Origin of the sequence: Pararhizobium gei, from assembly GCF_029223885.1 — a bacterium.
Lineage (GTDB): Bacteria > Pseudomonadota > Alphaproteobacteria > Rhizobiales > Rhizobiaceae > Pararhizobium > Pararhizobium gei.
Genome location: NZ_CP119409.1, coordinates 2,572,551 through 2,597,883 on the forward strand (window position 1 = coordinate 2,572,551; position 25,333 = coordinate 2,597,883).

The window sequence follows — 25,333 nt, forward strand, 5'->3', positions numbered from 1 at the left end:
CTTCGACAGGGCACCCTTCCCTCCGGGCGAGTTCACCCGCCCGTGACGCTCATGTGGCGACCGACAGCCGGCTTGTTGCGCGTACGGTCGATGATGAAATCATGCCCCTTCGGCTTGCGGCTGATAGCCTCGTCGATGACGCGCGACAGATAGGCGTCGTCATCGGACGCGCGCAGCGCGGTGCGCAGATCGGCGGCATCGTTCTGGCCGAGGCACATATAGAGCGTCCCGGTGCAGGTCAGCCGGACGCGATTGCAGCTTTCGCAGAAATTATGGGTCATCGGCGTAATCAGCCCAAGCCGCCCGCCGGTTTCCGCGACACGCAGGTAGCGGGCCGGACCGCCCGTCTTGTAATCCAAGTCGGTCAGAGTGAAGTCGTTTGCCAGACGCTCGCGCATTTCCGAGAGCGGCAGGTAATGATCGGTGCGGTCCTCGTCGATTTCGCCCATCGGCATGGTTTCGATCAGCGTCAGATCCATGCCGCGGCCATGCGCCCAGCGCAGCATGTCCGGAATTTCCAGGTCGTTGAAACCCTTGAGCGCGACGGCGTTGATCTTGACGTGAATGCCGGCTGCCTGCGCCGTGTCGATGCCTTCCATCACCCGTGACAATTCACCCCAGCGGGTAATCTGCCTGAATTTGACCGGATCGAGCGTATCGAGTGAGACATTGATCCGCCGCACGCCTGAATCGGCAAGTTCCGCCGCAAATTTCGAGAGCTGCGAGCCGTTGGTCGTCAGCGTCAACTCGTCCAGCGTTCCGGCATGGACATGTTTTCCGAGTTCCCGGACCAGAAACATGACGTTCTTGCGCACCAGCGGCTCGCCGCCGGTCAGTCTCAGCTTGCGCACGCCCTTGGCGATGAAGGCGGAGCAGAGCCGGTTCAGTTCCTCCAGCGTCAACAGATCCTTCTTCGGCAGAAAGGTCATGTTTTCCGCCATGCAATAGGTGCAGCGGAAGTCGCAGCGATCCGTCACGGAAACCCGCAGATAGGTCACGTTCCGGCCAAAGGGATCGACCATCGGCGCTTTCGCGTCGATCAGCCCGCTGGCGCCGCTCCTGTTGATGGTCACATCGTTCAAAGACATTCTCCTGCTGCCCTACTTGTCGGGGCCAAATCCGGCAGCGTCAAGACGAAAGGTCGTGATGACAGCGAAAAGGCGCTGTCTGGTCTTTGGTTGCCGCTTGCTCGATAGAGAAGAATTCCCTCTCTGGGGAAATTGCGCTAGGGATCGGCCGAGCAGGAGAGCACACCATGAGCGATATCTGGCCCACCGAACTGCGCGTGTCGAAGGATCGCCACCGGCTGACGGTCGCCTTCAACGACGGCGGCTCTTATGATCTGTCGGCTGAAATGCTGCGTGTGCTGTCGCCTTCGGCAGAGGTGCAGGGGCATGGCCCCGGCCAGGGACTGACGGTACCGGGAAAGCGCAATGTGGCGATCGTCTCGATGGCACCGACGGGCAATTATGCGGTGCGGATCGGCTTTGACGATGGCCATGACACCGGCATCTTCACCTGGAGCTTTTTGCGCGAACTTGGCGAGACCGGCGGCGCGCAATTCGAAGCCTATGAACGCAACCTCGCAGAAAAGGGCATGACGCGCGACAGGGCCGAAAAACCCCGATAGCCTCGCACGGTTGCTATCGAAAGCCTGATTATCAGGAGCGCAATTGAAAACGGCGGGCTTTCGCCCGCCGTTTCAAGTTCTGGAGCAGCTAACGAACCGCTCTCCTGCCGAGGACCGGCCGGCTTAGTTCTGAGCCACCGGGCGCACCAGCGGTGTGACGCGACGGATCGTGACGCGGCGGTTTTCCTGTTCCGCCGCCTCTGTGCGAACCTTGAGGAAGCGCTCGCCATAGCCCTGGGTTACGAGATTCTCGGCCGGAATCTCATAGACTTCCGTCAGCAGCGAAGCCACCGATTCGGCCCGCTCGTCGGACAGGACGAGGTTCGGCTGGTCGCCGCCGACCGCATCCGTGTGGCCTTCGATGAAGAAGGTCTCGCCCGGATCCTTTTCAATGACCTGCAGCATGGCATCGGCCACCTTGCGCAACGTCTTCGCCTGGGACAGCGGCACTTCGGCACTGCCCGACGCGAAGGTGATCGTGTCGAGATCGATACGGCGGACCTTGTCTCGGATACGGGCGGAGCTTCTGACCTCATCTATCGAATAGGTGCGCTCGACCTGCTCGACCGGCGGTTCGGACAGAAACTCGTAATAGTCCCGGTCCGGCTCGCTCGACGTGTCGATGATGTAGTCCCGCACCGGCACCTGCAGGCGCATCGGCGGCAGGTCGTCGCCGACATCATAGGCAGGCGGACGCGGACCTTCATCCACCTCCGGCGCGTAGATCATCAGATATTCCGCGCCTTCCCGATCGATACGCGTCCTTTGCACGATATCGCCGTACTGGTTGTAGATCGTCACGATCCGCACGCCGTTCGGACGCTCGATCGTCTCGCGGTGACGGCCGCGCGGCAGTTCCTCGTAGAAGGTCTCCTGCGCGTTGCGGCGCAGACGCGGCCGGTCGTCGCCGCGCACGATGATCTGGTCGCCAAAGTCCAGCACGACCCGGTTGTCGCGCGATTCTTCGACGCGCGGGCGGCGGCGATCATTGCCGGTAAAGGCATCGATCAGCCCCTCGACGCCGAATTCCGGCACGCGTTCGACCCGACGGCCCTCCTCGCGATTGGCGGCGTCCAGTTCATCGCGGCTCGGACGGCGATCCCGGCGGCCGCGCTGTGCGTCTTCGTCGCTCTTCGGCACTTCGACATTCCGGTTTTCTGCCCGGGCGCGTTCACGCTGCGCACGGCGCTTTTCGCGTGCGTTGCCATCGCTGTTGTCGGCATCCTTGTCGCTGTCGAGAACAGCCGCACCGTTATCGACAGGCAGAACGACGGTTTCGTCCGATCTGGCAGGATCGCGGGCGAGCTCTTCCTTCTGCTGCTCGCTACGCTTGTCGACCACTTCCGGCGCCGGCTTGCGACGATCCGGACGTTTGCGATCCGGATTAGCGGCCTCGCCGTCGGCCGCCGGACGTTGCTCTCCTTCGGCCGCCGGCTTCTCATTCTGCCCCTCGGCCTGCTGCTGCTTGCGCCGCTCGGCACGAATCCGGGCCCGCTCCTCGGCTGTCTTTGCCGCTTCGTCATTGGTGGACGGCTTTGCCTCTTCGGCAGCCGGCTTTGCGGATTGATTCTTCTGCTCTTCCTGGCGCTTGCGACGCTCGGCGCGGGCTTTGAGGCGATCCTCGGCAGCCCTTTCCGCTTCGGCATCCGTTGCAGGCTTTGCCTGTTCCTGCTTCCGCTGCTTGTCCCGCTCGGCCTGCTGTTGCTTGCGGCGTTCAGCGCCGCTTGGCTCCTGCTGTTCCTCCGCAGGTTGCGCTTCCTGCCGCTGCTTTTCCTCGGCCTGGCGCTTGCGGCGTTCAGCCCGGCTCGGTTCCTGCGTTTCCTCGGCAGGCTGCGCCTCCTGCTGTTGCTTTTGCTGTTCAGCCTGACGCTTGCGGCGTTCAGCCCGGCTCGGCTCCTGCTGTTCTTCAGCAGGCTGCGCGTCCTGTTGCTGCTCCGCCTGACGCTTGCGGCGTTCGGCGCGGCTTGGTTCCTGCTGTTCCTGGGAAGGCTGCTCTTCGGTCTGACGCTGCTTGCGGCGCTCGGCGCGGCTCGGTTCCTGCTCCTGACCGGACTGGCCTTCTTCCGCCGGCTGCTCGGCGCGCTGCTTGCGCTTGCGGGGCAGCTCTTCCGGAGCGACTTCGCCCTGCTGCGCGCTGCTCCCCTCCTGTGCGACCTCGAAGGGCTTCATCAGGCTGTCGGCCAGCGCCGGCTGGATGGCGATAGACAACGACAACACAGGCAGCGCCACGGTCGCGAAAAGTTTGGATCGGATGGTCATTTTATCTTCCTCCTTCAGAGGTCCTGTTTGTCGTCCCGGCCTGCAACGCCGCCAAGCCTCTTTTGTTGCCTCTGCCTTACACGCAAGGCGAAAAAAGGGGTTCAAATATGGCAATCCGGTCGAAACGTTCCTCGTGGATTAGCGAAAACTGCATTAACCCGCGATGAATGCTCCGTTCATGCGGCCATGAGCCCCGCAACGCGCCGTACAGGCATGACGCGTGTTTTCATGAGGACATGGATGCTTTTCCTGTTGATTTCTTGGCAGAAGGCATAGGAATATCAGCGCAGCCCGACCGCAGCGACGGTCGGCATCGCGTCAGTCGAACAGAAGAAAAAACCGGCTGGATGCCAACAGAGAGGATCACAATGCTTATTTCAAAACGTCTTGCCATGGCCGCTTCGGCAGCACTCTTTACACTCATGGCGGGCTCCGCCATGGCCGAGGGTGAAAAAATCGTCTTCGGGACGGATGCAACTTACCCGCCTTTCGAGTCCGCCGGATCCGGGGGCGAGATCGTCGGCTTCGACATCGATGTTGCCAAGGCATTGTGTGCGGAGATGAAAGCTGAATGCACCTTCGTCAACCAGGATTGGGACGGCATCATTCCCGGACTGATCGCCAAGAAATTCGATGCGATCGTATCGTCCATGTCGATTACGGAAGAGCGGCTGCAAAAAGTCGACTTCACCGACAAAGTTTACAACACGCCCCCGGCAATCGTCGTGCCCAAGGATTCGGCGATCACAGAAGCGACCGAAGCTGCTCTTGCAGGCAAAACGATCGGCGCCCAATCTTCAACCACGCACTCCAACTACGCCGAAGCTCATATGAAAGACGCGGAGCTGAAGCTCTACCCGACAGCGGACGAATACAAGCTCGACATCGCCAGCGGTCGCATTGACGCGGCCATTGACGACGTTGTCGTTCTGTCGGAATGGCTGAAAACAGCCGATGGCGCTTGCTGCAAGCTGCTCGCAACGTTGCCGGTCGATCCTGTCATCAACGGCGCAGGCGCTGGCATTGCCGTGCGTAAAGGCGACAATGCTTTGCGGGAAAAATTGAATGCCGCCATCAAGGCCGTCCGTGCCAGCGGTGAATACAAGAAGATCAACGATAAATATTTCGATTTCGACGTCTACGGCGGCTGATCTCGGGATAGAATCGAAATGCGATGGCGGAAGGCTTGCCCTTCCGCCATTTTTGTTTGACAAATGCTGCCCAAGAATATGCGTGCCGTAAAAATCGGTCGCAGGGGAAAACAGACATATGCAGGCTGCGTTTGCCGCGCTCTCTTCCGCCGTGTCCTGGTTCGCGGCGATCATCGATCCGTTGTGCGGGCCGGTCGGGATCTTCCGGCTCTTTGCATCCGGCACGCTCGCTTGCGGCGATACCGGCTGGGGCGACGAGGTCGCCTACGGTCTTCTGATCACCGTAAGCCTCGCCATCTGCACCCTGCCGGTCGGGCTGGTTCTCGGCTTCTTCATCGCGCTGGCAAAGCAGTCGGACGAACGATCCCTGCGGCTCGCCACCAACATCTACACGACGGTCTTCCGCGGGCTGCCGGAACTGCTGACGCTGTTCATCGTCTATTACGGCCTGCAAATTCTCGCCCAGCAGGCCATGGCCTCGCTGGGCTATGAGGGGCCGGTCGAAATCAATGCGTTCGTCGCCGGCATGATCGCGCTCGGCGTGGTCTTTTCGGCCTATTGTTCGGAGGTGCTGTTCTCCGCCTTCCAGGCCATTCCACGCGGCCAGTACGAGGCGGGCGACGCGCTCGGCCTGCACCGCGGCCGCACCATGCGGCTGATCATCCTGCCGCAACTCCTGCGTATCGCCCTTCCGGGCCTTGGCAATCTGTGGATGGCGCTTCTGAAAGACACGGCCCTCGTCTCGGTCATCGGTCTGCCGGATATTTTGCGCCAGACCGGGGTCGCCGCGCGGGTCACGAAGCACGCCTTCGAATTCTTCTCGCTGGCCTGCCTGCTGTTCCTGGTGCTCTCCATGGTGTCTTCCATCGTCTTTGCAGGTTTGGAACGCTGGACCAAGCGTTCGGAGATGGGCCGATGAGCCACCGCGAAACCATGCTCCCCGCCCTGCCCGCACCGCCGGAGGCACTGCGCCGGTACACGCTGTCGCGCTTCGTCGGCAGCGCCGCGCTCGGCATCTGGCTTGCCGTGTCAGTCGGCATCCTCCTCTTCATTGTCCAATCGTGGAGCGTCGAGAAATTCACAAAATACGGTCCAAGCCTGATTTCCGGGCTCGGCGTCACCCTGACGCTCGTTGTTATATCCGTCGCGCTGGGAAGCCTCCTTTCCCTGCCGATCGCCTATGGCCGCATGACGAAGAACCGGCTTCTCTCCTGGATCGCCTATGCCTATGTCTATTTCTTCCGCGGCACGCCGCTGCTGACCCAGCTTTTCCTCGTTTATTACGGGCTGGGCAGTTTCCGCCCTTATCTGGAAGCCGTCGGCCTGTGGGTATTCCTGCGGGATGCCTGGTTCTGCGCGCTTTTGACTTTTACGCTCAACACCGCCGCCTATCAGGCCGAAATCCTGCGCGGCGCCATCGAAAGCGTTCCGCGCGGCCAGCACGAGGGATCGGCAGCGCTTGGCCTGCCGAAGCGTATCGCCTTCTTCAAGGTCATTCTGCCGCAGGCCCTGATCGTTGCGTTGCGCCCCTATGGCAACGAGATCATCCTGATGATCAAGGGCTCGGCCATCGTCGCCATCGTCACCGTCTTCGACCTGATGGGCGAAACCCGCCGCGCCTTCTCGCGCACCTATGATTTCCAGATGTATCTCTGGGCGGCCATTCTCTATCTCATCATGGTCGAACTGTTGCGCAATCTCTGGGCCTACATCGAAAACCGGCTGACCCGCCACCTGAAGCGCTAATCCTGGCAGCACTCATCTGTATGGGCTGCTAACCCTTTGTTTCTCTAAGAATTTTTCTGGTTTTTCCGCAGTTTTGTTAATGTCGCGTTAACCAAGTGAATGTTTCACTTGCAAGGACCATCACCGACAAAGATGAGGTCCCGGAATGCATACTGAAATGGAATTGCAGCTCAAGGGCTACGGCCTGACGACCGCCCAGATCCTCTATCGGATGCCCGATCATCAAAGCCTGCTGCAGACCTATATCTGGCAGCATTACGATCTTGAGCCGCATTTTCCGGAAATGAAGAGCTTTCTCAAATTCTGGCAGGAAACGCTGGAAGGCCCGCTGCATTCGGTGCGCTATGTCCACCGCAAGCTGATTTCCGCAACGGACTGGCGCGCGCTGCAGGGCGAGTTCGTCATCAACTGACCGCTGGCCCTGCAGGCTCCGGGCATCAAACGGATCGTGTGATGCCGCCATCGATTCGAATGTTCTGGCCGGTGATATAGCCGCCGCGGTCGGACGCCAGAAGCGCCACCAGTTCGGCCACTTCTTCTGACGTGCCGTAGCGTTTCATGGGGATGCGCTCGCGACGCTCCTCCGTCTCCGGCAGGCTGTCGATAAAGCCCGGCAGGACATTGTTCATGCGGATATTGTCGCCGGCATAGCGATCGGAAAACAGCTTGGTGAAGGCGGCAAGCCCCGATCGGAAAACGCCCGAGGTCGGAAACAGCGGATCGGGCTCGAAGGTGGCATAGGTTGAAATATTGACGATGCTGCCGGATTTCTGCTCCAGCATGATCGGCGTCACCAGCCGCGTTGGCCTGACGACATTGAGGAAATAGACCTCCATGCCCTTGTGCCAGTCTTCGTCCGTCAGATCCAGAACAGCGGCGCGGGGGCCATGGCCGGCCGAATTGACCAGCGCATCCACCCTGCCCCATCTGTCATAGGCCGCGTCCACCAGCCGCTTCAGATCGTCATTCGACTGGTTGGAGCCGGTAATCCCGATACCGCCCAGTTCCTGTGCCAGCGCCTCCCCTTTTCCGGACGAGGACAGGATCGCCACAAAAAACCCTTCCGCCGCGAGCCTTCTCGCCGACACCGCGCCCATGCCGGACCCGCCCGCCGTAATAATCGCCACTTTCTGATCCGTCACGTCTGTCTCCCTCTTGGTTGTCACCGCGATACAATCAGCCGAATCGGCGTGCGGCAATCGAGAAATACTGCACATGATATCAGCGGCAATCCTTGAAGGCGCGCGTCAGACATGAACCTCGCCATGCGCCAGTTCCCCGTCGCCAGGCTCCCGATGCACGGCGCCGTAGACGATGAAGGCATAGAAAATCGCGATAAGGGCGATCACCACCCAGCCGGAGACGGGGCCAAGCGCCGCGTTGGAGGCGACCTGTGACAGGTAGCTGCCATGACGCGCCTCGTCGCTACCGTCTGGCTGCATGGTCTGTGAAGAGATCTTGAGGCACCAGGCAAGCAGCAGAATGAAATACATCCAGCAATAATTGCGCCTGAGGCGACGGCAAAGCGCCTCGCGATAACTCATCAGGAATGCCGGCCGGCGCAGGCTGTCGGCGATCGGCACGGCCCATGCGGCGGAAAACGAATCCTGTGGATGAAGCATCTGCGCAAAATATCCCCGCTCCAACTGTCTTACACGCGCCCGGTAGACATCGAAGAAACGATAGCGGCGCGCTTCGATGTAGAGCAGCAGTGACACGAGCAACATGGCAAACAGCATGACGCTATGATGCGAGGCCGGCGCCGACAACGTCACCGACATAAGAGCCGCAACCACTGTGATGGCCCAGTTCGAGGTCCTGTCGATCCGGTCGCGCCAGCCGGCCATGCGGGCCATTTCGCCACGATAATAATGAATCAGTGCCGTGATCGCCTCCGAAGACGTCGCAGGCAGTGGCGGCCCCTTCGGCTCGCTGTTCTTCGTCAAGAGCCCGAGCGGGCTGAACTCCGTCGCCATGATGTCTCTCCCGTCATTTTGTTCTTTTGGTCATCATGGGCCGAATCTCGGTCGCGACAACCGGTTTTCAAGCTGCCACTCCGGATTTGCCGGTTTTTGATTTGCCAAACCGCGAGCCGCCTCGTAAAAGCGCGGCCATGCAGAAGATCGATGAAGAAGCCCTCGCCGAAGCCTACAACCGCGCGCTCGCCCTGGAGAAATCCGGTGACGTCGATGCTGCCGTCAAAGCCTATGCGGAGGTGCTCGCCATCGATCCCGAGGATCACGGCGGTGCAGCGGTCCGCATCGCATCCCTCGGACACGGGGAAACGCCCGACAAAGCGCCGGACGCCTATGTGACGACCCTCTTCGACCAGCATGCCGGGGTTTTCGAGGACGTCTTGGTCGAGCAGTTGAATTATCACGTGCCGATGATGGTGCGCCAGCGCCTTCAGGCACTGAAGCTCGGTCCCTTCGAGCGCGTGCTCGACCTTGGCTGCGGCACGGGACTCACCGGCGGCGCGCTGCGCGACATGGCCACCGATCTGACCGGCATCGATCTGTCGGAAAACATGGTCGAAATCGCCCATGAAAAAGATATCTACGATACGCTCTATGTCGCCGAAGTGGTCGATTTTCTCGAGGACAATGACGACGCGCCCTTCGACCTCATCACCGCCACCGACGTACTGCCCTATCTCGGCGGGCTCGAGGCCCTGTTCTTTGGCGCCGCGGAAAACATGAACCCGGGCGGTCTGCTGGTTTTTTCGAGCGAAACACTGCCGGACGAGACTTTTGCCGGCCGCAATTTCATGGTGGGCCCGCACCAGCGCTTCGCCCATCACGAGGCCTATGTCCGCCAGCGCCTCGATGCCATCGACTTCGACGTGGTCGAACTGACGGAGATCACCGTGCGCATGGAGGACGGTGCGCCGATCGCGGGCCATCTGGTCATTGCCCGATATCGTGGCTGATCCGCGTCTCCGGTTGCACGGGCGCAAACGCGAAAAGATATCACAAGCCGGTATCAAATACGTCTTCGAAATGCAGCCGGAAATAGATTTCACCACCCTGACGAGCATCAGGTTTGTAGAAGAACACTCGTTATTCCCGTTACGTTGCCCACACAACTTAAGGGGGAACGGCAATGGAATTTTATTCATGGCTTATCGCGGCTGGCGGGCTCGTCGGCGCCCTGTCGAGCTTTTTTAGGGAAACGCTGGGATTGCAACCCGTACCCCTGTTGATCGCACTGCTCACCCCGGCCCTTTTGCTCTACGGCCGGCATGAAGTGCGCCTCAACCGGCTTCGTGCCATCCAGGAATTTCTGCTCTCGTTCGGCAGCAAGGCCGAAGCGCAGATGGCAACCAGCAAGGACGACAAAGGTGCCGGCGAGCAGAATGCGGCGGCCAAGCCCGACGCCAATCTGCAGCAGTCTCCTCAACGCGACAAGGACGTCCGGCTGTCGTCGAACCCCTCCTTTGAATTCGTCAAATCAAAATATACCTCCGACATCCGTGTTGAGGACCCGAAGGACGGCAGGAAATACACGGAGTTGAACCACGTCGAACAGATCGACCGCATCATCGACACCATCGGACCTTTCGGCGCCGGGCGGGACCGGAAAATGTTCCTGTCATCGCTTGGTCTCATCCTCCTGTCCTATTTCGGCTTCTCGGCGCTTCAGGATACGCTGACCTGCGGTTTCGGGATGCAAAGCTGCCCTGCGGCCGTCGGACGGGATGCCTATGCTGTGCAACTGGTCGTTATCGGCTCTCTCGCCTTTGCCGGAGCCTATGTCGCCGCTATTCGCACCTTCGTGCGTGCCGTTGCGGTCTTTGATCTGTCGCCCTACACTTTTTTGCGGCACACGGCGGAGATCGTGGCATCGGTCATCTTCACCATCTTCCTGTTTGCTGCCTTCCGCGATCCCGTCGCCACCTTCACCGGACAGTCTGCAGCCGAACAGCAAAACGCCAATATTCCCGTCATCTGGTACGGTCTGGCACCTCTGCTCGGGCTCCTGCCGCAGAGCGCGACGAAATTCGCGATGGTTAAGTTCCAGTCGCTGATCAACTGGATCAAGACGACAGATGATCGCTTCATAGAGGTCACCAAGATCACCTCGCCTGATATCATCGACGGAATCGACTACGAGACGCGGTTCAGGCTTGAGGAATGCGGCATCTACGACGTCCAGAATCTTGCGACCTATAATCCGATCATGCTGCACATCGAATCGCCTTACGGCATCTACCAGACCATCGACTGGGTGGCCCAGGCCCAGCTATGTCACATCCTGGGACCGGAAAAGTTCATGATCTTCCGCGAGTTGAACATCCGCACTATCTTCGATCTGGAGCGTGCGATCGGCAGCGAACATTCGCCCAAGGAATTCGACGAAATCTGCGCCGGCATTCTCTTTGCCTCGACAAGCAACCTCAGGAAAACGCTCGATATCAGCAAGATCAGTCCGATGGTCTTCGAGGACGGACAGGCAAAGCAGGTGACGGGCGACGCATTCTGCCTCTGGGCCCGCAGCCGTATTCAGTCGGACGATCCTTCGGAGGCTGCCGAACATGTCTTGCGATGGATCGCCGACGATCTCCATGTACGCCGCCTGCGCCGGATCTGGCTCGACATCTCCGCAAGCCTGGGGCCGGACGCCGAAAGATTGCCGGATACGGTGCTTCCGAAGCCGCGCCCGGTCCCGCTTCCCGTCCCGATCCAGGCCAACGCCAACATCGGATAGGACCACGTCTCATGGCCCTGAGCGCCGTGGATGGCCCGTCGCGAGCAATAGAAAGGACATGCTGCAGGGGAAGACTTCCCCCGATCCGCCACATCGGCTAAGGCTCGACATGAACACAGCAAACCGGGAGTGTCGGGATGGCGAAAGTTGCATTTATCGGTCTGGGCGTGATGGGTTACCCCATGGCTCGGCACCTGAAGGTCAAGGGCGGCCATGATCTCACCGTTTACAACCGCACGATCGCCAAGGCACAGGCCTGGGCTGCGGAGTTCGGCGGCCGCGCGGTCGCAACCCCGGCCGAAGCCGCCGCCGGTGCGGACTTCGTCTTCTGCTGTGTCGGCAATGACGACGACCTGCGTTCGGTGACCACAGGCGCCAACGGCGCCTTCGAGACGCTGGAAAAAGATGCCGTCTTCATCGATAACACCACCGCCTCGGCCGAGGTCGCCCGCGAGCTTGATGCGACGGCACGGGAAAGAGGCGCCCATTTCATCGACGCCCCGGTCTCCGGCGGCCAGGCCGGCGCCGAAAACGGCGTGCTGACCGTCATGTGCGGCGGCGATCCCGAGGTTTTCGCGCGCGCCAGGCCCGTGATCGACGCCTATGCCCGCATGGTCGGCCTGATGGGCCCGGCCGGCAGCGGTCAGCTGACCAAGATGGTCAACCAGATCTGCATTGCCGGCCTGGTGCAAGGGCTGGCGGAAGGCATCCATTTCGGCAAGCGCGCCGGCCTCGACATCGAAGCCGTCATCGAGGTCATCTCAAAGGGCGCCGCCGGCTCCTGGCAGATGGAAAACCGCCACAAGACCATGGCTTCAGGACAGTATGAATTCGGCTTCGCCGTCGACTGGATGCGAAAGGATCTCGACATCGTACTCACCGAAGCCCGCCGCAATGGTGCCACCCTGCCGGTGACGGCCCTGGTCGATCAGTTCTACGCCGATGTCCAGTCCCTCGGCGGCAACCGCTGGGACACGTCCTCGCTTCTGGCACGGCTGGAAAAATAGGCATCAGAACTGCAGCGGGGCGAGATCAGCCTCTCCCTGCTCAATCCTCGCCGGATTTCGCCTGGTCGATCTGCATGTAATCGAGCGGCAGCTGGGTCGTATATTTGATCTGCTCCATCGCAAAGGATGACGATACATCGCGGATTTCGATCTTGGCGATCAACCGCTTGTAGAAGGCGTCATAAGCGGCGATATCGGGCACGACGACGCGCAGAAGATAATCCACGTCACCGCTCATGCGATAGAACTCCACGACCTCAGGAAATTCCCCCACCACTTCCGAGAAGCGCTTCAGCCATTCGATCGAATGCGTGTTTGTGCGGATTGAGACGAAGACGGTGACCTTGGTGTTGATCTTGGCCGGATCGAGCAATGCAACCCGGCCGCGGATGACGCCGTCTTCCTCCATCTTCTGGATGCGCCGCCAGCATGGCGTCGTCGACAGGCCGACCTTCTTGGCGAGATCGGCAACAGCCAGTGTGGAATCCTCCTGCAACAGGCGCAGGATTTTGCGATCAAGACGGTCCATAGGGCTCCCCTTCGAATATTATTCTGTTTATAGCGAAAAAATATTTCATTAAAAGAATTTTGTTTCACTTCGTCAGGTTTTTGATAGCCTGCCGAAGGACCGGCAGAACCTCGTCCCCGAACCATGGATTGCGCTTCAGCCACGCCGTGTTGCGCCAGCTTGGATGCGGCAACGGCAGAATGGCGGGCCGGCTGTTGGATCCGAAAAAGCCGCGCCAGTTGCGCACGGTCTCGGTCATCGTCGCCGCCTGCCGCCCGCCCAGATGAAAGGCCTGCGCATAGTGCCCGATCGCCAGCACCAGTTCGACCTGCGGCATCGCCTCCAGCACCGCCCGGCGCCAGAGTGGCGCGCATTCGCGTCGCGGCGGCAGGTCGCTGCCCTTGTCGTCATAGCCCGGAAAACAGAAGCCCATCGGCACGATGGCAAATAGATCGCGGTTGTAGAACTGATCGCGGCTGACATCGAGCCATTGGCGAAGCCGGTCGCCGGACGCGTCGTCGAACGGCAGGCCGCTTTCATGCACACGCAGGCCCGGAGCCTGCCCGGCGATCAGGATCCGGGCCGAGCCGGAGAGCACCGCCACCGGCCGCGGTTCGTGCGGCAACCGGAACGCCGTGCCGCGCAACGGCGTATCACGGCAAACCCGGCATGCGGCGATCGCCCGGCGCAGGGCCTCCAGCTCAGGCTCCCTATCCATTGGCAATCCACGACCACAACCGCGTCAGCCAGTCCCGGACTGCCATCGCCAGAACCTCCCCCGGTCCCTCTTGTCCGTGCGGCCCGTCCTCCATGCCGCCATGGGTCTTTCTCCAGACGCGCGGCTTGTCAAAAGGCCCGGCCCACACACCAAGCCGCATGCGGCGCGCGTCGGCTTCCTCGGCTTGATAGTCACCGAAGGCGACGGCATAGCCGCTGGCAACCATTGCCGCATTGAGGTCGCGCCCGCCGGCCTCGCACACACCCAGCAGGCGGCCGTAGCGGTCGTTCCCGTTTGTCCGGCACATTGCCGCAGCACCGGCGATCAAGGCGCTGAGCCTGCCCCGCGCCTCCCGGCCGCAAGGCCAGCCGCCGCCGTCTTTCCGGCAGACCTGAAGCAATTCGGGCGCATCGATACCGGCCAGCCGGATCCGCTCCCGCGCAACAACGATGGTGTCGCCGTCGATCACCCTTGCCGCGCCGCCAAGCCGCCTTTGCCCGGCATCCTCAAGCCGGACCACGATCAGCCCGGCGAGCAGCAGCAGGGTCACCGTCAGCAGACCATTGCGGAGAATGCGCACCAGACGCCCCATGTTTGATCCTGCCGTTCCCCTTGCCGTCCCCATGAACGCCGCTCTTGTCGATGCCGCCGGGAAACGCAGCAACTTCTTAAGGATTCCTCTCTAGTGTTTAATGGATTCCGCTAAAGCGTAAAAAGATTATGACCACGGGCGTCAGCACCTCGACCGACAAGATCATTGTCGACAAGTCGCGCAGCCACCGCAACAAGGCGGTGTCGAAGGCTGTCCGCACGACCCGCGAGCGGTTGCAGGCCGGCGGATCGACCGCATCCGGTTTCGCCAGGGAAATGCTCGGCCTGCACGTCGATCAGGTTCTGCACGGCGCCATCGTCATGCCGATACTTCTCGCGCTGATCACCGGCGTCAGCATCTATCTTTCTCAACACCTCGACGTTGTCGCCTGGGGTCTTCTGACACTTTGCGTCCATGCTGTCGGCATTCTTCTGGCGCGCCGCGCCGCAAGCCGCGATATCACGGCGGAAAAGATCGTCTTCTGGCGCCGCCGCTTCTTGATTGTCCAGGCCCTGCTCGGCTGTTGTTGGGCAGCCTTCCTGTTCCAGGATTGCGACCGCTGCGGCCAGATGGAATATGAATTCTACAAGGGCGCCGTGCTGCTGATCGCGCTCGCGGTCACTGCGACCGGCACCTTTATGTTGCGCGATGCACTGCTCGTCACCTTTTCGCCTGTTATCGTTGCACTCTGCGCGCTCGCCTTAAGGACGGGAAGCCCGGCCTATTACGCCCTGACGACCGTCATCGCCACGTCGCTTGTCTTCCTGATCTTCATGACCAACCGCATGCACAGGGCCAATATCCATATCCTGTCCATGCAGTCGGAAAAAGACGACCTGATCGCCGAGCTCGAAGTCGCGAAATCCATGTCGGACGAGGCGCGCCGCCGGGCGGAAGAGGCGAACCTCGCCAAATCCCGCTTCCTCGCCTCCATGTCGCACGAACTGCGCACGCCGTTGAACGCCATTCTCGGCTTCTCCGAGGTCATGTCGACGGAGGTTCTGGGACCGCTCAACAATCCGATCTACAAGGAATATACCGGCGACATCCATCGCTCGGGCCAGCATCTGCTCGACCTCATCAACGAGATCCTCGACCTCTCGCGCATCGAGGCGGGCAAATATGATCTGAACGAAGAGGCCATCCATCTGGCGGAGATCACCGAGGACTGTATCGGCATGGTGCAGTTGCGGGCCCGCACCAAGAATATCAAGATCAGCGAACAGTTCGAGCGCGGCATGCCGGCTGTCTGGGCCGATGAAAAGGCGATGCGTCAGGTCACTCTCAACCTCCTGTCCAATGCGGTGAAATTCACCCCCTCCGGCGGCGAGATTTCGGTCAAGGTCGGCTGGACGGCAGGCGGCGGTCAGTATCTCTCTATCAAGGACAATGGTCCGGGCATTCCCGAAGACGAAATTCCCGTCGTGCTCTCGGCCTTCGGCCAGGGCTCGATCGCCATAAAGAGCGCCGAACAGGGAACCGGCCTCGGCCTGCCGATCGTGCAGGCGATCCTTGCCAAGCACAATGGCGATTTCATCCTGCGTTCCAAGCTGCGCGAAGGCACTGAAGCAATCGCCATTCTGCCCGCCAAGCGCGTGCTGCAAAGCATCCCCGCCGTCGAGGATGCTCCGACCATCGAGCGCCGCAGACGAAGCTTCGCCTGACCTTCAGGCAATCTCGGCAAGGACTTGCAGTCGTTTGCTAAAGCTGCGCTTCGATCGCCGCCTTGTCGATGATCGACCACACCGATGCGATCAGACCCTCACGGAATTCATAGAAGACATTTTCGGAGAATGAGACGCGCTTGCCGTTGACGAGCAGGCCGAACAAAAGCCCCTTCGGCGTGCAATCGAAGCTCAGACGGCTCGCTATATGGGGCGGATCGGCAATCAGCAGGCGGATATCGAAACGAAGATCCGGAATAGCGCGAAAATCGTCCTCCAGCATGGCGCGATAGCCCGACAGGCCGATCCGTTTGCCGTTGTAATGGACGTCCTCCCCGACGAACCGCCGCAGGTTAGGCCAGTCCTGTTGGTTGAGGCAGCCAATATAGCCGCGGTAAAGGTCGCTGAGCTCTGCTTTCGTCATCACGGTCACCCTTGTTCCTGAAACCGGCATAAGGCAGCGAAGGTGTTCACCGGCCGGCCGTAACCCCCGGCGGCTCGCGGTGGCATTCGTCAGTCCGCAAGCACATGCGCTTCGCCTTGTACGCTGATCCGCACCCGGTCGCCGGGTTGCGGGATATCGAAGCCGACACAGCGGATCGACAGGAAGTCGGGCATGGCGCGATCCTTGCGGTCGATGCGCACCAGAACCATGCAATTGCCGCCGCCAAACTCGACATCATCGACATGGCCGGTCGGTCCATCGGAGACCGTCTCGACCGGCGCCGTTGCCAGGCGGATCTGTTCAGGGCGCAGCATGATGGTCGCCGGCCCGGCTTTCGAGGCCGACGCAACCGGAACCGGGCCGAGCAGGCAGCTTGCCAGGCCGGAAGCAATGGTCGCATCGAGCAGCACCGCCTCGCCGAGAAAGGTGGCGGTCTCGCGGTCGCGCGGCCTGCCGTAAAGCGATCGTGGCGAGCCGAATTGCACCAGTCGGCCTTGCCTGAGAACAGCGACTTTGTCGGCAAAGGACAGCGCCTCGGCCTGATCATGCGTCACCAGGATCGCCGTCGTGCCGGCAGCCCGCAAAACCCGCGCGACCGTTCGCCGCATCGTGTCACGCAGCCCGGTATCGAGCGCGGAAAAGGGCTCGTCGAGCAGCATCAAGCGTGGTTTCAAGGCCAAGGCCCGCGCCAGTGCAACACGCTGCTGCTGGCCGCCGGAGAGCTGATGCGGTCTGCGTCCGGCCATGACGGTTTCCAGTTCCACCATTTCCATCAGCTCGGTGATGCGCCGGGCACGATCGCTCGCCTGCCTTGCAATGCCGAAACCGATATTTTCGGCAACAGTGAGGTGTGGGAACAGTGCGCCGTCCTGCGATACGATGCCAATGCCGCGCTTGTGGGCCGGCACAAAGAAGCCGCTTCCCGCCAGTGGTTGACCGTCGAGAAAAAGGGATCCGCGATCCGGCGTCTCGAAGCCGGCGATGATGCGCAGCAACGTGGATTTGCCAGACCCGGAAGGGCCGACGATTGCCGTGCGGCCACCTTTTTCGAGCGCCATGGAAACAGCATCCAGCGCCACGGCAGGACCGTAGGATTTGCTGATCCCGTCGATGGTCAGAAATGTCATTGTCCGGCAGTCCGTCTGGATTGGCTGTAGAGAAGAAAGGTCAGGGGCAGCGACAGAACCACCATCATTACGGCATAGGGCGCTGCCGCGACATAGTCGATCTCGCTGGTCAGCGACCAGAATTTCGTCGCCAGCGTTTCCACGCCCGTCGGCGACAGCATCAGGGTTGCGGTGAGTTCATTGGTAATCCCGAGCGCCACCAGAGCGGTGCTCGTTGCAATGCCGGGCGCTGCCAGCCGCATGGTTGTCTGGCGCACAGCCTGGAACGGCGTGCGCCCAAGCGCCATGGCCGCTCGCTCGAGTTCGACAGGCGCCTGCGCGATGCTGCTGCGCAATCCGACCATGGCGCGCGGCAGGAACAGAAGCACATAAGCAAGGAACAGGGTCGCAAATGTCTGGTAAAGCGGCAGCACCAGCCGCACCGTGACGGTGACCAGGGCGAGCGCCACGACGACACCCGGCAGGGAGCCGACATAATAATGGCAGGCCTCGAAGACTCGCTGCAGCCGGCCGGGAGCCCGCACCGAAAGCCAGGCCATGGGTGCGGCCGCAATGGTGGCCAGCACGCCGCCGGCCACGGCGAGAAAGATCGTCTGCCCGAACGCGCCGCCGACCAGGTCCAGCCGCCAGATCTCCGCGCCGCCGATGAACAGCCAGCGCGTCAGCGTCACGAAGGGAACACCGATGGAAAGAGCCGCGACCGTGATATGCAGCGCAAGCGCCGGCACGCGCATCCGGCCGAGCCGCCGCCGGTCCGCCGGTCGCGCAGCCCCGGAGCCGACCCGGGCATAGCGCTCGCCGCCGCGCAGCAACACTTCGACAAGAAGCAGAAGCAGGCAACAGGCAACGAGCACGCCCGCCAGCATATTCGCCGCCGGCCCGTTGAAGGCCGACTGGAACTGATCGACGATCGCCGTTGAAAACGTGTCGAAACGGATCATTACATAGAGCCCGTATTCCGCCAGGAGATGCAGTCCGACGAGCAGCGAGCCGCCGCAGATCGCCAGCCGCAGCTGCGGCAGAACCGCCCGGAAAAAGACCTCCCACGGATTGAGCCCGAGCGAAGCCGCCGCATCCTCGATGGCCGGGTCCAGCCGGCGAAGCTGCGCCGCTACCGGTAGGTAGAGAAAGGGAAAATAGGCGATGACCGAAACCAGAACGCCGGCGGGAAGTCCGTGCAGGCCGGGCACCAGGCTGACCCAGGCATAGCTGTGGACGAAGGCAGGGACCGCGAGCGGCGCGACCGCCAGCCAGGCCCACAGCCGCGCACCAGGCAGGTCCGTCCGCTCCGTCAGCCAGGCCAGGGCGACCGACAGGATGATCGCGATCGGGATAGTGGCGATTTCGAGCAGCGCCGTATTGATCAGCAACTCCCCGACGCGGCCGCGAAAAATCAGCCTCGCTGCGGTATCCCACCCGGTCTGGACCGAAACCCAGGCGATGAAGCCGAGCGGCAGCAAACTCACGATCGACACAAGCGCCGCAACGACGGTTATCCAGAGATAGGGAATGCGGGCGCGGCCCCGCGCCACCGCGATCAGTCGCCGGACGGAGTTATGAGAATCGCTCGAAAACGCGGTAGCACTCAACGTCTCTGCTTTCAGGACACTGACATTCGCAACCCTTGGCAAGGCTGCGAATGTCGCCGGTTGCCCGGATGACATGACCTAAGCGGACAAATCCGTTCAGGTTTGCGTTCTGCCTATCACAGCAGACCGGCAGCCGTCATCATGTCTGTCACTTTGGCGCTGTTGAGCGATGCCGGATCGACCTTCGGATAGTTCAGATCCGCCAGCGGGGTCAGCGCCGCATTGGACGCTTCGCCGTTCGAGACCGTATATTCGAAGGACGTGCCTTCCCTCAGGACCGCCTGACCGCCCTTGCCGGTCAGCCATTTCAGGAATGTCTGGGCATGTTCCTTGTGCTGGCTGGCGGCTAGTATGCCGCCGCCCGAAATGCTGACGAAAGCGCCCGGATCCTGACTCTTGAAATAATGCAGCCCGATGTTCTGGCTGTTCTCGCCGGTCTTCGCCTGGTCGCCGAAATAGTAGTAGTGATAGATCACCGCCCCCTCGACCTCACCGGCATTGACCGCCTTCATCGCGGTCGAGTTGCCCTTGTAGGCGGTAAAATTCTCCTTCATCGCCGCCAGCCAGGACGCGGTCGTTTCCTCGCCCTTCAACGCCAGAAGCGCGCTGACGATCGCCTGGAAATCGGCGCCGGCTGGAGATGCGGCCCAACGGCCCTTCCAGCTTGGATCGGCAAGGTCCAGCAGCGACTTCGGCAGCTTGTCTTCGGTCAGCTTGGTCTTGTCATAGGCAAAGACGGTCGAGCGGGCAGCGACACCGATCCAGTGGCCGTTCGAGGGCTGGAAATCCTTCGGCACCTGGGCCAGCGTTTCGGCTGCTACGGGTTCGAAGAGCCCTGCCCCGTCGACGAGCGCCATGGCCGGGGAGTTTTCGGTGAGAAAAACGTCGGCCGGCGATGCAGCGCCTTCCTGAACGATCTGGTTGGCGAATTCCATGTCGCTGCCTTTGCGCAGCGTCACGGGAATGCCCGTCTCCTTGGTAAAGGCTTCCGCCCAGGCAACGCCGAGGCTTTCATGCTGGGCATTGTAGACCACGATGCCGATGTCATCCTGCGCCAGGGCGATGGAAGCCCCCACGGGCAAGGTTGCAAACACGGCAGCCAGGACGGCGGCGCCAGCGGAGCGGGAGACGGGAATGGTCATGAAAGCCTCATCGATTTCTTAAAGGGTTCGGGCAGTCCGGCTGCACCCCTACAGAATCATGATGCGGTTGGTCAACTTTGGATGCGCCAAGAGCAACGGGCTGCGCTCACATTAAATTGAGCGCCGACGGCGTCGCATCTGTCGGTCTCAGATACCGAAGAAGGGCGACACGATCACCACGTAGCCGGCATAGCCGGCATTGGCGAGGATGACGCACAGGCAGGCGAGCGAGCCGAGATCCTTGGCATTCTTGCCCATCTCTGAAATTTCTGGCGACACCCGGTCCACGATCTCCTCGATCGCCGTGTTCAGCGCCTCGAACGCGACCATCAGCAGGAAGAGCACGAGCATGGCGACATATTGGAAGAATGTCGCGCCGACGGCGATGAATGCGATCATCGCGACGGCGAAGCCCCCCAGTTCGTGGCGAAACGCAGCTTCGCCGAGCAGGCGCCGGGCACCGCCAATCGAATAGGTGGCTGCAGCAAAGAAATGCGCGATCCCCGTCAGCTTCTTTACCGGCTTGCTCATCCCGCGATAGTCCTCGTCCAGATACATGTTTGCTCCACGCGTTTTCAATGAGCGCCAGGGAACATGCGATACTGACGCCAGCCTGAATACGGCGTGAATATTGGCCGGTGAAGACCCGGCCAAACATCGCCGCACCGGAATAGGCGAGAAGGCAGGTCCTATCAAGCCAAAAGGTCCGGTGCGGCCTTTTGATCGGCGGGTTTACGGTGTCCACGGCCTTTGAAATGGAAAGCGCAATCAGATCTTGTTGCTGACGCCCGCCTGCGCGAAGGTCGCCATGCCGGAATGGCATGCGGCCGCCGCCTTGACGATACCGGCCGCAAGGGCTGCCCCCGTCCCCTCGCCGAGCCGCATGCCCAGCGCCAGAAGCGGCGTCTTGCCGAGCATCTCGATCGCCTTCATGTGCCCCGGTTCGCCTGACACATGGCCGATCAGGCAATGGTCGAGCGCCGCGGGATTGGCAGCCTGAAGGATCGCGGCCGCCGCCGTCGCCACATACCCGTCGATGATCACCGGAATCTGCTGCATCCTTGCGGCGATGATCGCGCCTGCCATGGCCGCGATCTCGCGTCCGCCAAGGCGCCTGAGCACTTCCAGCGGGTCGGACAGATGCGCCGAATGCAGCGCCACGGCTGTCTCCACCGCCGCGATCTTGCGCGAGAGAACCTCGCCCTGCGACCCGGTTCCGGGGCCGACCCAGTCCTGCGCCGTGCCGCCATAGAGCGCCAGGTTGATCGCCGCCGCGATCGTCGTGTTGCCGATCCCCATTTCGCCGATGCACAGGAGGTCGGTGCCGCCGGCGACCGCCTCCATGCCAAACGCCATGGTCGCTGCGCAGTCGCGCTCTGACAGGGCTGCGTCCTCGGTAATGTCGGCCGTCGGATATTCCAGTGCCAGGTCGAAAACCTTCAGCCCGAGATCGTGGCTGACGCAGATCTGGTTGATGGCAGCACCCCCGGCCGCGAAGTTCTCGACCATCTGCGCGGTGACCGATGGCGGGAACGGCGTGACGCCCTGCTTGGTCACGCCGTGATTGCCGGCGAAGATCGCCACCAGCGGCCGGTTGACGGCCGGTGCCCGGCCCGTCCAGGCCGCCAGCCAGAAAGCGATCTCCTCCAGCCGGCCAAGCGCGCCCGGCGGCTTGGTCAGTTGCGCGTCACGCTCGCGCGCCGCCGCAAGGGCTGCGCCATCGGGACCGGGCAGACTGCGCAGCAATGCGCGGAAATCGTCAAACGGCAGACCGCTGGCACTCATGTCGTCATCCTCTTGATCATCATCGGTCCGGGCGCTGCGCCCGGCAAAGCTGCCCTCTCATAATGGCCCGCATTGAATCGGGCAACGGCATTTGCGCCCTCTCCGGTCGCTGGCGCATGATCGGCAGCATCACATCGATTCGCGAGGGGCGGATCGCCGGGGAGACACTATGTTCGATATCCGCGAGTTCATCGACGATCTGGCGCGCTCCGTGGCGTTCCTCAGCCGCATCCATATGCCGCAACGCCATTTCGTCGGTTTCGACGGCCGTCTCAGCCGCGCCGTCCGGGCTTTCCCGCTCGCCGGCATACTGATCGTGCTGCCGGCCGCGGCCCTCGTTTCCGTGTTCAGCGCCATCGGTGCATCGCCTCTCTTCACCGCCTTCACCGCCATCGCCGTGCAGGCTCTGATCACTGGCGCCCTGCACGAGGACGGGCTCGGCGATACGGCAGACGGGCTCGGCGGCGGCAGGACCAGGGAAAGCGCGCTGATCATCATGAAGGACAGCCGCATCGGCTCCTATGGCGCGGTCGCGCTGATCCTCTCATTCGGCCTCAGAAGCTCCGCCCTTGCCGCTGTCATCCCGTTGCTTTCGCCCAGCGGCGCCGGCCTGCTCGTGCTGGCAGTCGCCGCAATCAGCCGCACGGCCATGGTCTGGCACTGGTCGAAGCTGCCGCCCGCCCGCCGCGACGGCGTCGCCGCCTCGGCCGGCGAGCCGGACGCCACGGCTGCAAATGTCGCCCTCGGGCTCGGCATCGTCTCGGCGGCCCTGCTTCTGCTTCTCTCCGGCGCGCCCCTGCTGGCCGTCGTCCTGGCCATCGCCGCCTCCGCTGCAACGGTCGCCGCCTTCCATCCGATCGTCGACGGCAAGATCGGCGGCTACACCGGCGACACGATCGGCGCGACCCAGCAGTTAACAGAAATCGCCGTTCTCGCCGCCCTTGCGCTGACCGTCTGAAACGCCGATATAAATTCAAGCTTCATTTTGACGGACGCCACACCCTCTATGGAATCGCCTTGCATCCTCGTCTGTTCGATCGACATGAAGACCGGCTATTGCTTCGGCTGCGGCCGCACGAGCGCTGAAATCGGCGCATGGACGCTGTACTCCTCCGAGGAGCGCCGCAGCATCATGGACAGCCTCCCCGCCCGCATGGAAACCTTGGAACGAAAGCCCCGCCGCGAAACGCGCCGCACCCGCATGGCTCGCGAAAGGGTCGGTGGCGAATGAGACTGCTGGTCGTTCTTCTCGGCGTGCTTGCCGTCGGGCTCATCTTTCTCATCCTCAACCATGACAGCGGCCGCACCTTCGGAATTGTCAATGACGATTTCGGCCGGTTGCTGACACTGGGAGCGCTGGGAGTTCTGTTAAGCGCGGGTATCGTGCGAAGCCGCCGCACAATTGGCGAGAGCCTGCTTCAGTTCGCAATCTGGGCTTTGATCGTCCTCGCCCTGGTCACCGCCTATCTCTACCGCAGCGATCTGGAATCCTTCGGCAGCCGCCTTGCCGCCGGCCTCGTTCCCGGCCGCGCAACCGTCTTCACGGACAATGAAGGCATACAGGAAGTCGTTCTGCACAAGGTAATGAACGGGCATTTCGAGACACCGGTCGAGATCGATGGAAAAACCGTGCCGATGCTCGTCGACACAGGCGCCAGCACCGTCGCCCTGTCCTACGAGGATGCCGAGACGCTCGGCCTTGACCCGGCAAGCCTCGCCTTTACCCAGACCGTCATGACTGCCAACGGCATGGCGCTTGCAGCCCCCGTCACATTGGCGCGGGTATCGATCGGCCCCATCGTCCGCACCGATGTCCGCGCCACGGTCGCGGAAGAAGGCAAGCTCGACCAGAGCCTGCTTGGCATGAGCTTTCTCTCGACGCTGGATTTTCTTCAGATGCAGACGGACGAGCTGCGGCTGCGGGATTAGCCCACAGGAAAACCGTTCATTGCTGCTGATGGCTTTGTGCGCAAGCGCCGATGTCATCCGCCTGTCATGTGACAATGATGTCTCTTGGGCCATCATGCGCTGCCGCGCATTCCTTTCAGGTGGCGGCGCGAGCAAGGACATGCCTATGGCTATCGCTTTCGCCGCCGCAGCGGCCATCCTCATCGCCATCAATCTTCTCAGCATCATCATCGCCGGCTGGCGAATGGTGCGAACAGGAACCCCCGCCCCGCCGGTCATGGAGCGCTCGCCCGTCTCGATCGTGGTTCCATCTAACGGGATCGAGCCTTTCACGACGGAAACCCTGGCGCGCGCTTTCGCGCTCGACTGGCCGCAATATGAACTGATTTTCTGCGTCGCCAGCCCGCGCGATCCGGTCATCGCCGAGATGCGCAAGGCGATGGCCGCACATCCTGCGGTTCACGCCCGCATCCTCACCGGCGAGGACCGGATCAGCGCCAATCCCAAACTCAACAACTGCGTCAAGGGCTGGAAGGCTGCACGGCATGACTGGGTGGTCCTTGCCGATTCGAACGTGTTGATGCCGAGGGATTATGTGGCCCATCTGATGGCAGGCCGGCGCAAGAATACCGGCCTCGTCTGCTCGACACCGATCGGCGCGCGACCGCAAGGTTTCTGGGCCGAGGTCGAATGCATGTTCCTGAACACGCAGCAGGCCCGATGGCAATATGCCGGTGAAGCCGTTGGCTTCGGATTCGCGCAGGGCAAAAGCATGCTCTGGTTCAAGCCGCTGCTGGACGGCAATGGCGGCATTGAGGCGCTGGCAAACGAAATCGCCGAGGATGCCGCCGCGACAAAGCTGGTCAATCGCCTCGGCTACAAGGTGCATCTGGTCTCCTCGCCCTTCGACCAGCCGCTTGGCCGCCGCAGCCGTCACGAGGTCTGGTCGCGTCAGGCCCGCTGGGCGCGCCTGCGGCGCGTCACCTTCCCGCTGTTCTTCGCACCGGAAGTTCTGCTTGGAGCCCTGCCCCCGCTTCTTTTCGCCGTCACCGCCGCCATTCTTTTCGGCGTCAATGCCTATGCGGTCGCCGCCGCCGTCACTGCGGCGATCTATCTGCCGGAACTGGCGCTCGGCCTTGCCAAGGGTTGGCGCGTCTCGTTCCTGTCCCTGCCCGCCATCATCGTTCGCGACGTCATGCTGCCCCTGGTCTGGATCCGAAGCTGGGGCAGCGGCGCCTTTGTCTGGCGCGGCAATGCCATGACGATCGGCACGAAAGATTGCGAATTGGAGGAGGCGGTGTAGTAAAGGTGGCGAACAGCGAATAGTTCGCCACCTACTATTCGCTAACCGCTCC

At 61.8% G+C, this 25,333-nt stretch carries 26 protein-coding genes; 13 read left to right on the forward strand and 13 right to left on the reverse strand.

The annotated features are described in order from the left end of the window. Positions 1–32 precede the first annotated feature (32 nt). Complete coding sequence (gene moaA / locus PY308_RS12585) at positions 33–1,022, reverse strand: GTP 3',8-cyclase MoaA (protein WP_275791110.1); 990 nt, start codon at positions 1,020–1,022, stop codon at positions 33–35. 233 nt (positions 1,023–1,255) lie between these two features. Between moaA and PY308_RS12590 the strand changes: the two genes are divergently transcribed. Further along, positions 1,256–1,630: a gamma-butyrobetaine hydroxylase family protein gene (locus PY308_RS12590; RefSeq protein ID WP_275782962.1), complete on the forward strand. Its 375-nt coding sequence runs from the start codon at positions 1,256–1,258 to the stop codon at positions 1,628–1,630. Between the two features lie 123 nt (positions 1,631–1,753). Here the strand turns inward: PY308_RS12590 and PY308_RS12595 are convergent, their stop codons facing one another. Further along, positions 1,754–3,889 (reverse strand): OmpA family protein, encoded by a 2,136-nt coding sequence (locus PY308_RS12595; protein WP_275782964.1) that lies wholly within the window; start codon positions 3,887–3,889, stop codon positions 1,754–1,756. Positions 3,890–4,257: 368 nt separating this feature from the next. On the opposite strand from PY308_RS12595, the gene PY308_RS12600 reads away from it, so the two are divergent. The 4 genes from PY308_RS12600 (at position 4,258) to PY308_RS12615 (ending at position 7,198) form a co-directional block, all read left to right on the forward strand. After that, positions 4,258–5,040, forward strand: a complete 783-nt coding sequence (locus tag PY308_RS12600) for an ABC transporter substrate-binding protein (RefSeq protein ID WP_275782966.1) — start codon at positions 4,258–4,260, stop codon at positions 5,038–5,040. Between the two features lie 118 nt (positions 5,041–5,158). After that, complete coding sequence (locus PY308_RS12605) at positions 5,159–5,959, forward strand: ABC transporter permease (protein ID WP_275782969.1); 801 nt, start codon at positions 5,159–5,161, stop codon at positions 5,957–5,959. Then, positions 5,956–6,786, forward strand: a complete 831-nt coding sequence (locus PY308_RS12610; protein WP_275782971.1) for an ABC transporter permease — start codon at positions 5,956–5,958, stop codon at positions 6,784–6,786. The genes PY308_RS12605 and PY308_RS12610 overlap by 4 nt, the downstream gene beginning before the upstream one ends. A gap of 145 nt (positions 6,787–6,931) precedes the next feature. After that, entirely contained in the window at positions 6,932–7,198 is a 267-nt protein-coding gene (locus tag PY308_RS12615) for an usg protein (protein ID WP_275782973.1), read from the forward strand. Positions 7,199–7,223: 25 nt separating this feature from the next. Here PY308_RS12615 and PY308_RS12620 read toward each other — a convergent pair whose 3' ends face one another. Next, positions 7,224–7,928 (reverse strand): SDR family oxidoreductase, encoded by a 705-nt coding sequence (locus PY308_RS12620; RefSeq protein WP_275782975.1) that lies wholly within the window; start codon positions 7,926–7,928, stop codon positions 7,224–7,226. A 105-nt stretch (positions 7,929–8,033) separates the two neighbouring features. After that, complete coding sequence (locus PY308_RS12625) at positions 8,034–8,762, reverse strand: DUF2270 domain-containing protein (protein WP_275782976.1); 729 nt, start codon at positions 8,760–8,762, stop codon at positions 8,034–8,036. Positions 8,763–8,899: 137 nt separating this feature from the next. On the opposite strand from PY308_RS12625, the gene PY308_RS12630 reads away from it, so the two are divergent. The 3 genes from PY308_RS12630 (at position 8,900) to PY308_RS12640 (ending at position 12,500) form a co-directional block, all read left to right on the forward strand. After that, the gene (locus PY308_RS12630) at positions 8,900–9,715 is read left to right on the forward strand and encodes a class I SAM-dependent methyltransferase (RefSeq protein ID WP_275782979.1); all 816 of its coding nucleotides are present in this window, start codon (positions 8,900–8,902) and stop codon (positions 9,713–9,715) included. Positions 9,716–9,888: 173 nt separating this feature from the next. Continuing rightward, positions 9,889–11,493 carry a hypothetical protein gene (locus PY308_RS12635; RefSeq protein ID WP_275782982.1) on the forward strand — a complete coding sequence of 535 codons (1,605 nt, stop codon included), beginning with the start codon at positions 9,889–9,891 and terminating at the stop codon, positions 11,491–11,493. A 137-nt stretch (positions 11,494–11,630) separates the two neighbouring features. After that, positions 11,631–12,500: an NAD(P)-dependent oxidoreductase gene (locus tag PY308_RS12640; RefSeq protein ID WP_275782985.1), complete on the forward strand. Its 870-nt coding sequence runs from the start codon at positions 11,631–11,633 to the stop codon at positions 12,498–12,500. A gap of 40 nt (positions 12,501–12,540) precedes the next feature. Here the strand turns inward: PY308_RS12640 and PY308_RS12645 are convergent, their stop codons facing one another. The 3 genes from PY308_RS12645 to PY308_RS12655 all read right to left on the reverse strand — a co-directional run bounded on the left by PY308_RS12645 (position 12,541) and on the right by PY308_RS12655 (position 14,318). Next, entirely contained in the window at positions 12,541–13,029 is a 489-nt protein-coding gene (locus PY308_RS12645; RefSeq protein WP_275782988.1) for an Lrp/AsnC family transcriptional regulator, read from the reverse strand. A 64-nt stretch (positions 13,030–13,093) separates the two neighbouring features. Then, positions 13,094–13,726, reverse strand: a complete 633-nt coding sequence (locus tag PY308_RS12650; protein WP_275782990.1) for a uracil-DNA glycosylase family protein — start codon at positions 13,724–13,726, stop codon at positions 13,094–13,096. Then, positions 13,719–14,318 carry a thermonuclease family protein gene (locus PY308_RS12655; protein WP_275782992.1) on the reverse strand — a complete coding sequence of 200 codons (600 nt, stop codon included), beginning with the start codon at positions 14,316–14,318 and terminating at the stop codon, positions 13,719–13,721. Before PY308_RS12655 ends, PY308_RS12650 begins: the two co-directional genes overlap by 8 nt. 128 nt (positions 14,319–14,446) lie before the next feature. On the opposite strand from PY308_RS12655, the gene PY308_RS12660 reads away from it, so the two are divergent. Next, positions 14,447–15,982: a sensor histidine kinase gene (locus PY308_RS12660; RefSeq protein ID WP_275782994.1), complete on the forward strand. Its 1,536-nt coding sequence runs from the start codon at positions 14,447–14,449 to the stop codon at positions 15,980–15,982. A gap of 37 nt (positions 15,983–16,019) precedes the next feature. Here PY308_RS12660 and PY308_RS12665 read toward each other — a convergent pair whose 3' ends face one another. The 6 genes from PY308_RS12665 to cobT all read right to left on the reverse strand — a co-directional run bounded on the left by PY308_RS12665 (position 16,020) and on the right by cobT (position 22,070). Continuing rightward, entirely contained in the window at positions 16,020–16,406 is a 387-nt protein-coding gene (locus PY308_RS12665; protein WP_275782996.1) for an ester cyclase, read from the reverse strand. A gap of 89 nt (positions 16,407–16,495) precedes the next feature. Then, a complete protein-coding gene (locus PY308_RS12670) occupies positions 16,496–17,554 on the reverse strand; it encodes an ABC transporter ATP-binding protein (protein ID WP_275782999.1) in 1,059 nt (352 codons plus the stop codon). Next, complete coding sequence (locus tag PY308_RS12675; protein ID WP_275783002.1) at positions 17,551–19,218, reverse strand: ABC transporter permease; 1,668 nt, start codon at positions 19,216–19,218, stop codon at positions 17,551–17,553. The genes PY308_RS12670 and PY308_RS12675 overlap by 4 nt, the downstream gene beginning before the upstream one ends. 41 nt (positions 19,219–19,259) lie before the next feature. Next, complete coding sequence (locus tag PY308_RS12680; protein ID WP_275783004.1) at positions 19,260–20,285, reverse strand: iron ABC transporter substrate-binding protein; 1,026 nt, start codon at positions 20,283–20,285, stop codon at positions 19,260–19,262. Positions 20,286–20,432: 147 nt separating this feature from the next. Continuing rightward, complete coding sequence (locus PY308_RS12685; protein ID WP_275783007.1) at positions 20,433–20,843, reverse strand: diacylglycerol kinase; 411 nt, start codon at positions 20,841–20,843, stop codon at positions 20,433–20,435. 210 nt (positions 20,844–21,053) lie between these two features. Then, entirely contained in the window at positions 21,054–22,070 is a 1,017-nt protein-coding gene (gene cobT / locus PY308_RS12690; protein WP_275783010.1) for a nicotinate-nucleotide--dimethylbenzimidazole phosphoribosyltransferase, read from the reverse strand. A 169-nt stretch (positions 22,071–22,239) separates the two neighbouring features. Between cobT and PY308_RS12695 the strand changes: the two genes are divergently transcribed. The 4 genes from PY308_RS12695 to PY308_RS12710 all read left to right on the forward strand — a co-directional run bounded on the left by PY308_RS12695 (position 22,240) and on the right by PY308_RS12710 (position 25,281). Next, complete coding sequence (locus tag PY308_RS12695; RefSeq protein WP_275783013.1) at positions 22,240–23,028, forward strand: adenosylcobinamide-GDP ribazoletransferase; 789 nt, start codon at positions 22,240–22,242, stop codon at positions 23,026–23,028. A gap of 48 nt (positions 23,029–23,076) precedes the next feature. Then, on the forward strand, positions 23,077–23,301 hold the full coding sequence (locus PY308_RS12700; RefSeq protein ID WP_275783016.1) for a DUF1289 domain-containing protein: 225 nt from the start codon (positions 23,077–23,079) through the stop codon (positions 23,299–23,301). Further along, a complete protein-coding gene (locus PY308_RS12705; RefSeq protein WP_275783020.1) occupies positions 23,298–23,999 on the forward strand; it encodes a retropepsin-like aspartic protease family protein in 702 nt (233 codons plus the stop codon). Before PY308_RS12700 ends, PY308_RS12705 begins: the two co-directional genes overlap by 4 nt. A 145-nt stretch (positions 24,000–24,144) precedes the next feature. Beyond that, on the forward strand, positions 24,145–25,281 hold the full coding sequence (locus PY308_RS12710; protein ID WP_275783023.1) for a ceramide glucosyltransferase: 1,137 nt from the start codon (positions 24,145–24,147) through the stop codon (positions 25,279–25,281). The last annotated feature ends 52 nt before the right edge of the window (positions 25,282–25,333 follow it).